The 13,590-nt window shown below is 60.9% G+C and carries 13 protein-coding genes and 1 tRNA gene; 7 read left to right on the top strand and 7 right to left on the bottom strand.

Annotated elements, in window-relative coordinates:
* Positions 1–943, bottom strand: a 943-nt coding sequence (locus AAF555_11265; protein MEM6912143.1) for a transposase, incomplete at its 3' end; no start/stop codon positions are given.
* Positions 944–1,025: 82 nt separating this feature from the next.
* On the opposite strand from AAF555_11265, the gene AAF555_11260 reads away from it, so the two are divergent.
* Positions 1,026–1,148, top strand: a complete 123-nt coding sequence (locus AAF555_11260; protein ID MEM6912142.1) for a transposase — start codon at positions 1,026–1,028, stop codon at positions 1,146–1,148.
* Positions 1,149–1,857: 709 nt separating this feature from the next.
* On the opposite strand, the gene AAF555_11255 is transcribed toward AAF555_11260, so the two are convergent.
* A complete protein-coding gene (locus AAF555_11255; protein ID MEM6912141.1) occupies positions 1,858–2,370 on the bottom strand; it encodes an ACT domain-containing protein in 513 nt (170 codons plus the stop codon).
* On the opposite strand from AAF555_11255, the gene AAF555_11250 reads away from it, so the two are divergent.
* From AAF555_11250 to AAF555_11235, 4 genes are all read left to right on the top strand, one after another.
* Positions 2,345–2,662: a hypothetical protein gene (locus tag AAF555_11250; protein ID MEM6912140.1), complete on the top strand. Its 318-nt coding sequence runs from the start codon at positions 2,345–2,347 to the stop codon at positions 2,660–2,662. The genes AAF555_11255 and AAF555_11250 overlap by 26 nt on opposite strands.
* Positions 2,631–3,872, top strand: coding sequence for a cysteine desulfurase (locus tag AAF555_11245; GenBank protein MEM6912139.1), 1,242 nt, complete (start codon positions 2,631–2,633; stop codon positions 3,870–3,872). Before AAF555_11250 ends, AAF555_11245 begins: the two co-directional genes overlap by 32 nt.
* Before the next feature lie 9 nt (positions 3,873–3,881).
* Positions 3,882–4,331, top strand: coding sequence for a Fe-S cluster assembly sulfur transfer protein SufU (sufU, locus tag AAF555_11240; protein ID MEM6912138.1), 450 nt, complete (start codon positions 3,882–3,884; stop codon positions 4,329–4,331).
* 98 nt (positions 4,332–4,429) lie between these two features.
* Positions 4,430–5,722, top strand: coding sequence for a glucose-1-phosphate adenylyltransferase (locus tag AAF555_11235; GenBank protein ID MEM6912137.1), 1,293 nt, complete (start codon positions 4,430–4,432; stop codon positions 5,720–5,722).
* A gap of 9 nt (positions 5,723–5,731) precedes the next feature.
* Here AAF555_11235 and AAF555_11230 read toward each other — a convergent pair whose 3' ends face one another.
* The 5 genes from AAF555_11230 to rsmD form a co-directional block, all read right to left on the bottom strand.
* Entirely contained in the window at positions 5,732–7,123 is a 1,392-nt protein-coding gene (locus tag AAF555_11230; protein ID MEM6912136.1) for an ankyrin repeat domain-containing protein, read from the bottom strand.
* 41 nt (positions 7,124–7,164) lie between these two features.
* On the bottom strand, positions 7,165–7,899 hold the full coding sequence (locus AAF555_11225) for a M14 family metallocarboxypeptidase (GenBank protein ID MEM6912135.1): 735 nt from the start codon (positions 7,897–7,899) through the stop codon (positions 7,165–7,167).
* A gap of 42 nt (positions 7,900–7,941) precedes the next feature.
* Positions 7,942–8,016 (bottom strand) — tRNA-Glu (locus tag AAF555_11220).
* 10 nt (positions 8,017–8,026) lie between these two features.
* Positions 8,027–9,376 carry a glycosyltransferase N-terminal domain-containing protein gene (locus AAF555_11215; protein MEM6912134.1) on the bottom strand — a complete coding sequence of 450 codons (1,350 nt, stop codon included), beginning with the start codon at positions 9,374–9,376 and terminating at the stop codon, positions 8,027–8,029.
* The gene (gene rsmD / locus AAF555_11210) at positions 9,373–9,942 is read right to left on the bottom strand and encodes a 16S rRNA (guanine(966)-N(2))-methyltransferase RsmD (protein MEM6912133.1); all 570 of its coding nucleotides are present in this window, start codon (positions 9,940–9,942) and stop codon (positions 9,373–9,375) included. Before rsmD ends, AAF555_11215 begins: the two co-directional genes overlap by 4 nt.
* A gap of 112 nt (positions 9,943–10,054) precedes the next feature.
* Between rsmD and AAF555_11205 the strand changes: the two genes are divergently transcribed.
* Both AAF555_11205 and AAF555_11200 read left to right on the top strand, forming a co-directional pair.
* A complete protein-coding gene (locus AAF555_11205; protein ID MEM6912132.1) occupies positions 10,055–11,392 on the top strand; it encodes a hypothetical protein in 1,338 nt (445 codons plus the stop codon).
* Between the two features lie 57 nt (positions 11,393–11,449).
* Positions 11,450–13,135: a glutamine--tRNA ligase/YqeY domain fusion protein gene (locus tag AAF555_11200; protein MEM6912131.1), complete on the top strand. Its 1,686-nt coding sequence runs from the start codon at positions 11,450–11,452 to the stop codon at positions 13,133–13,135.
* The last annotated feature ends 455 nt before the right edge of the window (positions 13,136–13,590 follow it).

Below are 13,590 nucleotides of genomic sequence, written 5' to 3'. Positions count from 1 at the left end.
TGCGCTTCGGCCCAAACCTCTCCCTCCTGGCCTCAAAGAACCCCTCCACAAAGCCCCTGCTCCCGATGACCACCCCATCGCTGAAATAGCGCACCCGGCAAAGCAACCACTCATGGCGTCGCAACTGCCCCTTGGCAGCCAACACCTCCTCCACTCGGGCCTCCGTCACACCTTTTCTAGAACTCGTCCTCTCGGCCCTCCCAAAAAGCGCCACCCGATACTCGGCCAGCACCCGCTTCCTCTCGGCTTTCGAGCTCCCCCCAGCCACACCAAGCGAAGTTCCCCGCGCCTCCACCACCCGGGCCAGCCCACAAACAGCCTCCTCACACCCGCTGCCCACAGCCTCTCCATACCCACACCAGCGGTAATCCTTGGGATCCTCCACCATCCCAGCCCGCACCGGATTGAGATCAATGTAAGCCGCCATGGCATCGATGGCTCCCACACTATTCTCCACCAGCACACTCTTGAAGCGATCCTCCCAAAGCGTCCCCCTCCGCCCATGCTTCTTATTGAACCACTGCGTGAAGCGCTGCTTGAGCGTTTTCATAAACTCCGAAAGACTGTTCATCCGGTAGAGCAAAGACTCCCGAAACTCAGCCAAGGCCTGCCCTCCCTGAGAAGGACACAGCTCGGTCAGCTTCCAGCGGATCTCCCGGAGAGCGGCCTCGCTGTAGACGTGAGAACAGCGCTCCAGAATCTCCTCATCCGAAAGCGTAAAACCCTCAGAAGAAGGCACTTCCACCAGAAGATGGAAGTGATTGCTCATCACGCAAAAGGTCAAAATCTCCACCCCACCAAAGCGAGCATACATCCGCATGAACCGCACAAACTGCTCCCGTTCCTCATCTCCCAGAACAAACTGACGATCCACCACCCGGGAAATCACGTGGTAGACAGCGGAGGACTGATTCTGATCGGCAAGGATACGGGCGGTTCTCATCGGGATAGGGAGTGGCCTGACCCCGAAAAAGCAGACAAAGCAAAAGTATACTATCGGTAAGGGGCGAGAACTAGCCGATATAATGAAGAGAAGTCGATTCAGAGAAGAAGAGATCGTCCGTATCGTAGGGGAGCACCGAGGCGGGAAGACCTCCAAAGAGATCTGCGCGGAGCACAACATCAGCCAGCAGACCTTCTACAACTAGAAGAGGAAGTATGGAGACATGGACGTCGGGGAAGCCCGGTAACGTTCCGAAAGTTTCGCAAAAAGGTAGATGAGGAAGAAAAGACGTGAAGAGAAAACTACTCATACCAAGCTGCAGAATTGGCTGGTAGAATGGCCGAGTGGATTTCGGGCCAGACCAAGGCGCGACGAGGGCGCGGTGCAGGCACCGTAACCGAGGAGCAACACAGGGCTGGCTCGAAAGACTCCGGCTCTTCCTTCCCCGCGCTTCAGCGCCTCTTCCCCACAACACCTCCCCTCCTTTCTACCTGTGAATTCTGGAGGTTGGTATCACACGCAGAAGAGAGAGGGGGCCGATGTGCCGCAGATTCGGGACTATGGTGCCGGTAGCACGCCCTCGTCTCACCTCTGTCTGATACCAAATCCAAGAAACCTTTGGACGATAGGATCTGATTGGGTTGGTAATTCAGGCAGCCTGTGGCTGCGGGAAGACGCGGGGCGGGCGTCCTTTGGCTCCTGGCGGCGTTGGTCGGGTCAGGCAGGACCCTGGTCCAGCCTGACCACTCTCGCCTTACCAGAAACCAAAAACCGCTCCGCTATCATCCAAACCTTTCTTGGATTTGGTACGACACAAGGTTCACGCGGCCGTTCTACCACTTGATCCAGCAGCTTTGTATCAAAACGGTCTCCAGTATTCTTGGTTCGGTCAGTGCAATTGCTTGGGCCTCGGCTCAAACCTTTCGACTCAAGACGACTTCGACCATCAAGTCCGAGCCAATTGCCTGTAATTTTTCCCGAAGTTCCTCCATGGACTGCTCGGGGGGGACCTGGAGTCGGGCTTTCGCTCGGAAGAGTTGCTCGCCTGACCAGGGCGCGTTTTCCACGGTCGTTTCCAGTTCTTCCACGTTGACCCGATGGGTCGAGAGGACCTGTGAGAGTTCTTTCACGATGCCAACCCGGTCCTGCCCCAGGATTTCCAAAAGCACCGTTTCCTTGGTCGGTTGCTGCTGAGAAGAGGGTTCACTAACCTGCACCCGGACTCCCTCCAGGGCAGCAAGAGAGGCTATCAGGGGCGGCGCTTGCTCCGGCTGGAGCTGAACCCGGAGGAGGCCCACGAATTGTCCGTCGAGGTGGGCCATGCGACTTTCCTGCCAATTGCCGCCGTGCCTATTGAGACAGGCGGCCAAGGCTTCCACCAGGCCAGGCTGGTCGGGAGCCATGACCGTCATGACGAGGGAGATCATGACTCAGCCTGCCCGGCGCAAGGCGCTTTGCCAACCACGAAACCAAAAAGGCCGCAAAAAGCGGTCGCTGCCCGAACTGAAGAAAAAACCTGAGGGAACCACGCAGGAAAGATCTGAGGGTTTCGGCTTCTACGTTTCGAGCGAACTTCCGCCTTTTGCGGCCCCAGATAGAACGTCTCAACGGCTTGGATTTCTTCAGAAAAATGGCGTTAAAGCGAGAGAGTTGCAGGAGGGCGGCCACTGTCGTATTTCTGAGTGTGTTGAAAACTGCCTCCGCTCCTGGAAAATTTGATGTCACGGGCTCTCGAAAGGACTTCCCGATCCTTTCCCAGGAGGTCAATGGCAAGCCGCTCGTTTACCTCGACAACGCGGCCACTTCTCAGAAGCCCCGACAAGTCATCGATCGGGTGAGCCACTTCTACGGAAAGGAAAATGCCAATATTCACCGAGGCGTCCACACACTCAGTGGCGAGGCTACCGCTGCCTACGACCAAGCAAGGGCTCGGGTGGCTCGCCACCTTCACGCCTTTCATCCAGAAGAAGTCATTTTCACGCGCGGTGCTACGGAGGCCATCAACCTGGTGGCCCAGAGTTATCTCCGACCACGACTCCAAGCCGGTGACGAAATCCTCCTGACAGAGATGGAACACCACGCCAACATCATTCCCTGGCAACTCCTCGCGAACGAAGTCGGAGCCAAGGTGGTGGCAGCCCCCGTGACCGACGAGGGCGAAATCGATCTCCCGGCCTTCGCCAGTCTCCTATCGGCACGCACCCGATTTGCTTCCTTCGTCCACGTCTCGAACACTCTCGGCACCATCAATCCCGTCCAAGAATTGATTCGCCTTTGCCAAACCCGCGGCGTTCCGACCCTTCTCGACGGTTGCCAATCGGTCCCCCATTGGGACGTGGACGTGCAAGCCCTCGGCTGCGACTTCTTCGTTTTTTCCGGCCATAAGGTCCTTTCGCCCACCGGCATTGGGGCGCTTTGGGGTCGGAAAGAAACGCTCAACGCCATGCCTCCTTACCAAGGCGGGGGGGACATGATCGAGCTGGTAAGTTTTGAAAAAACCACCTTTCGCAAGGTCCCCGAACGGTTCGAAGCAGGCACCCCCCATATTGCGGGAGCCATCGGCTTGGACGCCGGCTTCGCCTACCTGGAAGGACTAGACCGCAAGGCCGCCACCGCCCACGAGTCCGATCTCCTGGAGAATGCTCGCGAACAATTGGAAGCCTTGGGAGGCATTCGCCTCTTGGGGCACGCCCCGGAGCGCGCGGGAGCGGTTTCTTTCCTGGTGGAAGGCGCGCACCCTCACGATGTGGGCACCATTCTGGATACCGAGGGCATCGCGATTCGAGTCGGCCATCACTGCACTCAGCCGCTCATGCGCCGTTTCAAAATTGTCGGCACCGCCCGAGCTTCCTTCGCTTTTTACAACACCCACCAAGAGGTCGACGCCTTGGTCGCGGGTGTTCAAAAGGTGCAGCGTTATTTCAACTGATTCCGATTCATGGACGATCTCGCAGATCTCTACCAAGAAATCATCCTCAACCACAACCGCCGACCGAAAAACGAGCGGGAAATGGAGCCCCATAGTCATGAGGCGGAAGGCTACAATCCTACCTGCGGGGACCGAGTGACGGTCTACCTCCAGCTGAAGGACGGCGTGGTCGAGGATGTCTCCTTTGTGGGTGAGGGGTGCGCCATTTCACGGGCTTCCGCCTCCATCATGACCACCAAGCTGAAGGGCGTTTCCAAAAACGATCTCCAAGAGGAAGTCGCCAAGTTGCAGAAGCTTCTTACTCAAGAGGAGGAGCCCGAGGTCGATCTGGCGACCATGGGCGACTTGGCCGCCCTCGCTGGCGTCCGCAAGTTTCCCCAGCGCATCAAGTGCGCCACCCTCGCCTGGCATGCGGCCGAGGAAGCCCTCGACTCCCCTAGTCCTTCCCCCGAGGCCTAGAAGCGGAAGCGGACTCCATTTTTTCTGCAAAAGCGGGTCATTGCGCGTGACTCTTCGGATTCCTTCGGCATTAATGGAACAAACCCACCCGTTGAGACATGATAGACCTCGCCCACGCGGCCGACAAAACGATTGCGGTCGTGATGGGGGGCGGAGCTGGCACCCGCCTCCATCCTCTGACAGCCGAACGCTCGAAACCCGCCGTGCCCTTAGCCGGGAAATACCGCTTGGTGGACATCCCTATCAGCAATTGCCTGAACTCGGGGCTGCGAAGGATCTACGTGCTGACTCAGTTCAATAGCCTCTCGCTGCACCAGCACATCACTGAGACTTACAAGTTCGATTCCTTCCACTACACCCCGAGCTTCGTCCAGATCCTGGCCGCCGAGCAAACGCCCACCACGTCCAGTTGGTATGAGGGAACCGCCGACGCGGTGCGCAAGAACATGACCCACTATGAGGAGCAGGATTATGAGTATGCCCTCATTCTAAGCGGAGACCAGCTCTACAACCTGGACTACCGGAGCGTCATGACGGCCCACTTGCAGAGCGAAGCAGACATCACCATTGCCACCCTGCCGGTCTCCCGCCAAGAGGCTCCCGGGTTCGGGATCATGGAGACCGATGCCGAGGGCGGCATCACCAGCTTCGTGGAAAAGCCCTCGGAAGAGGCCGTCCTGGAAAAACTTCGTCTGACCGAAGCCTCGCTCAAAGAGCACGAACTCGACCCGACCGAAGAACGTTACCTCGCCTCGATGGGGATCTATCTCTTCAAGCGAAAGGCACTCGAAGAAGTCCTTCACAATGATCTGACCGACTTCGGAAAACACATCATTCCCCAAGCCATTCAAGACTACAAAGTCCAGAGCTATGTCTTCAAGGGCTACTGGGAAGACATCGGCACCATTCGCTCATTCTTCGAGGCCAACCTCGACCTGGCCGCCGACGTTCCCAGCTTCAATTTCTTCGATCCGAGAGGGCAGGTCTACACCCACGCTCGCTTTCTCCCGGCCAGCAAGATCAACTCCGCGCAGATCAACCACGCCATTGTCTCCGACGGCTGCGTCCTCTCGGGTGCCATCTTGAACCGCTGCATCATTGGCATCCGGTCCATCATCGGCGCTGGCACCAGCCTGAAAGACGTCGTCATGATGGGGGCGGATCGATTCGACAGCGAACTGCCTGCGAGTGACCACAACCCACCCCTCGGCATCGGGAACAACTGCCGGATCGAGCGAGCGATCATTGATAAAAACGTCCGCATTGGCAACGACGTCGTCATCACCCCCGATGGGAAACCTGATCACGTCGATGGATCCAATTTCTGCCTGCGCGAAGGGATCGTGGTGATCCCGAAAGGCTCGGTCATCCCGGATGGCACGTGGATTTGAATCCCCGCTTCAGCGGTCGCTCAGCCGGATCGTCAAGCGCTCCCGACTCTGCATGGCCTCGATAATGAATTGCGTGGGGCGAATCTCGACCACCTCATACCGTCGGCCATTCTCCGAAAAAACGTCTCCCACCCGGGCTTGGAGAAGCGGCCCTTCTTCTCCTGGGCGGGCCACCACCGCGTAAGGATCCCCACTGGCCGCCTCGATTCCTTTGAGGAAGCGCCGGGTCTCCCCGGTCACCGTGTCCTCGACCACCACCGTCGAAAGATCCACCCACTGCCCTCCGCCACTCTTGGAAGCGCCCCGCCGGAGCTGGGTGGCCACCAGACGAAACCGCGTCCCAGGGAGAACTTGGCCCGTGGCCACCCGCACCACCCGGTGATCTTCAAAAAGCAGGCGGACATCCGCTTCCTCCTCGCGAACTTCCGCCACCAAAACGGGCAAGGGGCGTTCGCGGTATTCTCTCATCTCGATCATGGGGGCTGCCCCCTCCGCTGGTCCTTCGCTCTCGGGGGCCAGCTCCAAGCCGTCCAAGCGACGCAAAGAACGCTTGGCCCCCGCCACCTCATCCACCACCACCGGATCCCCTTCCGGAGAAAGGCCCTCCTCCAAGGGCAAGGTAGCCGCCGCCTCCGCCCACGCACTCGGAGGACGGTTCAAAAAAGCGGCCAACTCCTCTTGCCCGGCGCCGGCCGCCAGCTGCCCCGCCGTGCGCAACTCGGCATCGAGCGCATAGGGGTTGGCACCATGCAGCAGCAAAAGGTCCACCGTCGCCCGATGCCCTCCCAGAGAGGCCAACATCAGGGCACTTCGCTGGCCGCCACCCGGCTGGCGGGCTAGCACATTGGCGCCTTTGCTCAGGAGGACATCGACGGTCTCCACTCGACCCGCCAGCGCCGCCAGAAGAAGCCCATCATCAAGCGAATCCCGGGCAAAGGGCGCCAAAACCTCCACCGTCTCCGCGTGGCCCCCATGGGCAGCCAGCGTGAGCGCGCTCCAGCCTTGGGCATCCTTGAGCCCCACCTCCACCCCTTCCTTCAAAAGCAAGCGGACACCAGGAACAGCCCCGATGGCAGCAGCGCCCATGAGAGGACTGCGCCCCGCGGCATCCAACCTTTCCCCGTCCGCCCCCTCCTCCAGCAGCAACTGGAGAGCGGCCTCCCTTCCGTTTTTGGCCGCATGCTGGAGAGCGGTCTCTCCATCGGAGCCCACAGCGTCCACCGCCATGCCCGCCTCGAAAAATCGTTGCAGCAAAGAGGGATCTTCCCGCAACACCGCCCTCTGAAGTTCGTCCGCCGTCAATCGATAGCCCGTCTGGGAAAGCGTCTCCAGGGCCCCCTCTTGGACATCCCCGCAAGCCGAGAGCCACAAAAAGCCCAACCACCAAAGGGACCGACTCATAGGGACCCATCCAACCGGAAAGCCGAATCAGCAAACGCCAATCAAACGACCGAGCGAATCATGCGCACCTGCGCCTCGATCCGCTCCCGCAAGCCCAACTCAGAAGGCGTCTCGATCGTGACCACCCGCTGGGCCCCGGCATCGAAAACCACCACGGCCTCTGGCAGCCCCTCCAAATCCTCGGGAAGACCCTCCGGCCGCAGCAGGCCACCCTCCGCCGGCAAGCCCTCGATCTCAGCCCTCGGATCGGCTGGAATGGAGCTGGCCTCTTGCATCCGCTCCCCCACCGGCTCCGAGCTGGACAAACCATGCTCGTAAAGGTAGACGCCATGCCCATCGTAGTCCTCGTGAAGACAGAGCACCAGGCGGTAAGGAATGCCTAAGGCCCACTGGGCCCACTCCCGGACCGGCGAGGAATCGAAATCATCGAAGCAGCGATTGAGATCCCTCCCCCGGGCATCCTCTCGCAAGTTGCGGGCAAAGCCCCAAGGATTCCAGCAAGGGACCACCTCAGCCGCCAGCGGTTCCTTGAGAGACTCGGCCCACTCCAGCAGGGCCCAAACGCCCGCCGGTTCGTCTCCATGAACCCCCGCGCTCAGATAGACCGGCTCGGTCTCCGGGCTGGGCGCCGGGACGCGCAGGCGAACCAGCGGATACCCCTCGACTTCCGCGAATGGCTCCAGCGCCCAACCCCGCCGCTCTGCCAAGGTCCGCCAAGCCTGCAGGAGCGCCTCAAAGTCGTGAGGAGAATGCGCAAAAGGGGGAAGAAACCGCATCCCCTAACGAACGCCTCGATCGGCCGAAAACGAAAGAAAAAATGGCGACCCGTACGGGACTCGAACCCGTGTTACCGCCGTGAAAGGGCGGTGTCCTAACCGCTAGACGAACGGGTCGCGTTCGGTGTCACGGGGCGGAGAAACTATCCGCTGGGCCGTTTTGTGCAAGAAGAATTTCTTCTCTCTCGAGGATCCAATCCGCCGTTCTGGCAGTGGCTCCCACATGAGGGGCCAGCGCCTTCTTGGCCCTCGCGCCTTGCCGCTGGCAGCGCTCCGGATCGCCCAAAAGCGCAGCCAACTCCTGGGCCAAGCTGCCGGCCCTGACCTCTCTCAAAACCGTCACGCCCCCCTCCGCCACCAGCGCCTCCATGAGATCGCGAAAGTTCTCCATGAAGGGCCCGGTCAGAACCGCCTTCTCGGCCGCCATGGCTTCCACTGGATTCTGCCCTCCCCGCCCGAGGAAACTCTTCCCAATCACCACCAGATCCGCGAAAGCGGTCCAAGCGCCTAATTCGCCGGTTGTGTCGACCACCAGGGCCCGCTTGCCCTGGCTGGGCGACTGCTCCCTCGACTTGAGGACCGCCTCCCAGCCCAGCGTTTGCAGATCAGCCCGAACTTCCTCACGCCGCTCCATATGCCGCGGCACCAAAACCAAGCGGACCGAGCAGTCAGAGGGCAAAAGATCGACCGCCTCCGCCAACAACTGCTCCTCCCCGGGGCTGCTACTGGAGAACAGCACGACCGGCGCGCCCGCTCGATCAGGGAAAACCCGCTCCAGCCAACTGGCGATCTCTCTTCGCTTCCCCTCCTCAGGGAGCGCGTTCTCACTCCAATCATACTTGACCGAGCCCGAGACCCAGACCGAAGACGGCCCCAGCTGCTTCCAGAGAGCCACCTCCGCCGGAAACTGCACCCCGACCCAGGCCAGCTGCGCGTAGAGCGGACGCACCACCGCCTGGAATTTGCGAAAGCGCGCCTCTGATCGAGGCGACAGGCGGGCGTTGATGAGACAGCAGGGAATCCCTCTTCGGCGGGCTGCCTCCAGCCAATTTGGCCAGAGCTCGCCTTCCACGAAAACGAGCTGAGTTGGCTGCAGGGCCTTGAGGCAGCGTGCCGCCACCCCCGGCAGATCGACCGGACTGTAAATGGCCACCACGGCCGGCTCTTGGGACGCTACCTGAAAGCCGGTCGCCGTCGTCGTGGATAGCACCACGGCGGTTTCCGGTTCCCGTCTCCGGAGCTGAACGGCCACCTTGCGGGCGACATTGACCTCGCCCACACTCACCGCGTGCATCCAAATTACCCGGCCACCCCGCACCGCCGAAAGAACCGTCTCCGGGTAGCACCCGAAGCGATCTCCAAAGCGCCCGGAGTAGCCACCTCGCCTCCCCATCTTGGAAAAAAAGCCCGGCAAAAGCAGCAGCAAGCCGAGCGGCAGCAGCAGATTGTAAACCAGGAGCAAAAGAGCCCGCTTCACGACTGCGCCTTCCTCGGACGGAAGTAATGAATGGCGGACTTCCCGTAGGAGCGCTCGTCGAAACGCTCCCAGAAAGCCTCTCCCTCCCCCCACTCCCAGTCCGCCTGCTGCTCCAGCACCAAGAGGCCCTCCGCCTTGAGACCTCGACGCAAGCCCTCACTCCTCAAAAGTTGTCCCGCCAAATCGACAGGTTGTTCCTCCGTCTGCCAGGGCGGATCGGCAAAGACCAGGTCCCACCCTGCGACGGGCGCGCCTCGCAAAAAACGAAACACATCCGTGGCAAGGGTGCGCGCTTGCGAGGCCAAGCCGCAGCGCTCTGCATTGGCTTGGATCACCCCACAGGCCTGCCGCTCGGACTCCACCAACTCGGCGAAAAGGGCACCCCGACTCAAGGCCTCCAGCCCGAGCGCCCCCGAGCCGGCAAAGAGATCGACCACTCGCGCCCCTTCCAAGTCCCACATCAGTTTGCTGAAAATGGCCTCGCGCACCCGGTCGGTCGTGGGTCGGGTCGCCTCCCTTGGCACCCGGAGTGTCCGCCCCTTGGCACTGCCCGCTACAATTCGCACCACCCACTCATGAAGAGGCGTGGGGCGAGAGCAAGCCCCGAACTCCTCCCGCCCTCAAAAGAACATTCCACGCTGACAGATCGCTTCCCACCTGATAGTCTCTCTTCTGGTCATGCGATTTTTTCTCCCCCTTCTCTTCACCTTTGGTTCGACCGCAGTGGCCGAAATCCCAGGGCCCGCCCCCGAAAGCGCCCCCCAACCAGAGGCAGAGGAAACCGAAGCCCCCAAGCCTTCCTCTCCCCACCTCCTCTTCGCCAATGGAAACGAACTTCATGGCCAGTTGGCTAGCATCGACCGGGAGGGTCGCCTGCACTGGGACCGGGAAGACCTCGAATCGACCGCCGTCTTCCGGCCCGGCCGGGTCAGCGAAGTCGTCTTTCCACGAAAGCGCCCCGAACCGGTGGCTGAAGTGCGCTTTCAATGCCTTTTGACCAATGGGGACGTCCTGGTGGGAGCGGTGGCTGAATTGACTTCGGAGGTTCTCCGCTTGGAAACACCGTTTGGGGCCGACTTTGAGATTCCCCTGGAGCAAATCGATGAGCTTTTGCGACTCCCCAGCCCACTCTATGCAGGACCCAGTCACCCGGACGAATGGGCCCCAGAAGACAATCCCGAACTAGCTTGGGACTTCCGTGACCAATCGCTCATCAGCCAAGGGCAATCGCGCGCCGCCCGGTTCATCCCCACGCCCGATCAAGTGGAACTCCGCTTCCGCCTCCACTTCGAAGGCCTGCCCTCCCTCACGATCGGCCTCTTCGGCCAAGATCTCACCCAACACGCTCGCAACTGCTACCACCTGCAACTCAACACCCACTACCTTCAGCTGCAGCGCCATAGCGATGCCGAGGGCGGCCGACGCAATCTCGGCTCGGAGCAAATCCGCAAGCTCCGCGAGCCGGGCCAAAGCGTCGACCTGCGCTTCTTGGTCGACAAATCGACCGCCCGCATCATGGCCTACCTCGATGGGGAGCATCTGAATACCTGGACGGACGAGCTTGGCTTCGCCCAAAGTGGCGATGCCTTCGTCTTCTTCACCGGCGCCAACATGCCAGTCTCCATCCAAGAAATTCAAGTCCTGCCCTGGAATGGCCTCGTCAGCCGAGGGGAGCTCGACCGGAAAGAGGACAGCGACCAAATTTTCACCTCCGACTCCGACCGCCTCTCGGGCGAACTCTTGGGAATCGCCAACGGCCAAATCCAGATGGAAACCGAATTCGGCAGCTTGGACCTGGCGCTCGACTCAGCGGAGCGGATCACCTTTTCGCAAACTGAAGCGGACTCCTCCAGCGCCCTGGAAGACGTTCCGGTGGTGCTGGCCGAATTCTGGCCCGCCAGCTCCCTCCGCTTCACGCTGGAAGAAGTCACCTCCACTCACATCCTCGGGCGGACCGAACTCCTGGGCCGCTTTCAGCTCTCCCGGCAGCATCTTCGCCGCCTCGTGCTCCCCTGAGAACGGGCCGCTTCTCCGGCTGACAAGACGCGTTTCTATCGTAGGGAAAGCCCTCTCATGTCCGCCGACGACTCGACCAGCAAGACCGACTTCATACGCAAAATCATCGCCGAGGACCTCGCCTCCGGAAAGCATGACACCATCGTGACGCGGTTTCCGCCCGAGCCGAACGGCTACCTCCACCTCGGGCACATCAAGTCCATCTGCCTGAACTTTGGCATCGCGCAAGAAAACCCGGGCGCCCGTTGTCACCTCCGCATGGACGACACCAACCCGGCCAAGGAAGAAAGCCGTTACGTCCAGTCCATGATCGAAGACATTCGCTGGCTCGGCTTTGACTGGGGCGAGAACTTTTTTTTCGCGAGCGACTACTATGAGCAGCTCTACCAGTGGGCCGAAGAACTCATTGAGAAAGGCCTCGCCTACGTCGACGAACAAAGCGGAGAGCAGATCCGGGCCACCCGGGGCACCCTGACCGAGCCGGGCACGCCCAGCCCCCATCGAAAGCGCCCCGCGAGCGAAAGCCTCGCTCTCTTTCGGCGGATGAAAGCCGGAGAATTTGCAACCGGTGCCCTCGTCCTCCGGGCCAAGATCGACATGGCCAGCCCGAACCTCAACCTTCGGGACCCCGTCCTCTATCGCATCCTGCACGCCACCCACCACCGCACGGGCGACACCTGGTGCCTCTACCCGCTCTACGACTTCGCGCACCCGCTCTCGGATGCCATCGAGCACATCACCCACTCTCTCTGCACGCTGGAGTTCGAAGACCATCGGCCGCTCTACGACTGGTTTGTGGAGCATTGCAGCACCCCGGCCAGGCCCCGGCAGATCGAATTCTCGAAGCTCAATTTCACCTACACCCTTCTGAGCAAACGACGCCTCCTCCGCCTGGTCGAAGAAGGGCACGTCGAAAGTTGGGATGACCCCCGCATGCCGACCATCTCGGCCGTGCGGCGTCGCGGCTACCCCGCGCGCGCCTTCCACAAGCTCATCGAAAAAGTGGGCGTGACCAAGTTCGCCGGCACGACCGACCTGGCCCTCTTGGAGCACGCCGTGCGGGAAGAACTCAACGCCATCGCTCCCCGCGCCATGGCCGTCCTCAAGCCTCTCAAAGTCACCCTGACCAACTGGCCGGCTGACAAAGTCATCGAAGTGCACGCCCCCCTCAACCCCGAGCAACCCGAACTCGGCCAGCGAACGATCCCCTTCAGTCGCCAACTCTGGATCGAGCAGGACGACTTCCTGGAAGAGGCCCCTCGAAAATTTTTCCGCCTCAAGCCCGGAGGCGAAGTCCGCCTGCGCGGCGCCTACGTCATCCGATGCCAAGAAGTGGTCAAGGACCAGAGCGGCCAGGTCCTCGAATTGAAATGCACGGCCGACCTGGAAACGCTCGGAAAAAGCCCAGAAGGCCGAAAGGTCAAAGGCGTCATCCACTGGGTCAGCACCGCCCAAGCCACCCCCGCCACCGTCCGCCTCTATGATCGGCTCTTCACCGCCGAGGACCCGACGGCCGGAGAGACCGACTTCACCGAACACCTCAATCCTAAATCGCTCGAAGTGCTCGAAAACTGCCTCCTCGAGCCCCACTTGGCGCAGCAAGCGAAACCGGGCCAGCCCTGGCAGTTTGAACGTCTCGGCTACTTCTGCCTCGACACCCAGGACAGCCACCCCGACGCCCTTGTCTTCAACCGCACCCTCCCCCTCCGGGACAGTTGGGCCAAGGAAAAGAAAAAGGGCTAGAAGCGGTCTAGTATTGGTGGGCCGCGACGTCCCCGGCGCGGCGGGTGCGATGAGCTAATTCGTAAACCACTCACCTACCCAAGGCCTTTCCGGCTACCTATCACTCGGGATCAGCTGCACCCAGAACAAAAATCTCCCCCCACCGCGCCGGGGACGTCGCGGGCCACCGGGGAAAGCTTGCTACTGTAGACTCTCCTCGATTACGACGATCAGGGCAGCGTGGTAGGGATCACCCTGGAAGAGGCGGCCAGCCGAATCAACGGACCGGAGATCGAATTCGAAACCATCGGCGGCTGAATCGCCCACCAGCTCTTATACCAAGCTGCAGAATTGGCTGGTAGAATGGCCGAGTGGATTTCGGGCCAGACCAAGGCGCCACGAGGGCGCGGTGCAGGCACCGTAACCGAGGAGCAACGCTGGGCTGGCTCGAAAGACTCCGGCTCTCCCTTCCCCGC

The organism is Verrucomicrobiota bacterium (genome assembly GCA_039027815.1).
Classification (GTDB): Bacteria; Verrucomicrobiota; Verrucomicrobiia; order Verrucomicrobiales; family JBCCJK01; genus JBCCJK01.
The sequence above is the reverse complement of the archived record's forward strand: the minus strand, read 5'-3'. Positions and strand labels throughout refer to the sequence as shown.

Coding starts and splice junctions, on each gene's coding strand:
- AAF555_11225 (MEM6912135.1), bottom strand. CDS start 7,899: ATGCGGTTTCTTCCCCCTTTTGCGCATTCTCCTCACGACTTTGAGGCG.
- AAF555_11200 (MEM6912131.1), top strand. CDS start 11,450: ATGTCCGCCGACGACTCGACCAGCAAGACCGACTTCATACGCAAAATC.
- AAF555_11205 (MEM6912132.1), top strand. CDS start 10,055: ATGCGATTTTTTCTCCCCCTTCTCTTCACCTTTGGTTCGACCGCAGTG.
- AAF555_11255 (MEM6912141.1), bottom strand. CDS start 2,370: ATGATCTCCCTCGTCATGACGGTCATGGCTCCCGACCAGCCTGGCCTG.
- AAF555_11250 (MEM6912140.1), top strand. CDS start 2,345: ATGACCGTCATGACGAGGGAGATCATGACTCAGCCTGCCCGGCGCAAG.
- sufU (MEM6912138.1), top strand. CDS start 3,882: ATGGACGATCTCGCAGATCTCTACCAAGAAATCATCCTCAACCACAAC.
- AAF555_11235 (MEM6912137.1), top strand. CDS start 4,430: ATGATAGACCTCGCCCACGCGGCCGACAAAACGATTGCGGTCGTGATG.
- AAF555_11230 (MEM6912136.1), bottom strand. CDS start 7,123: ATGAGTCGGTCCCTTTGGTGGTTGGGCTTTTTGTGGCTCTCGGCTTGC.
- AAF555_11260 (MEM6912142.1), top strand. CDS start 1,026: ATGAAGAGAAGTCGATTCAGAGAAGAAGAGATCGTCCGTATCGTAGGG.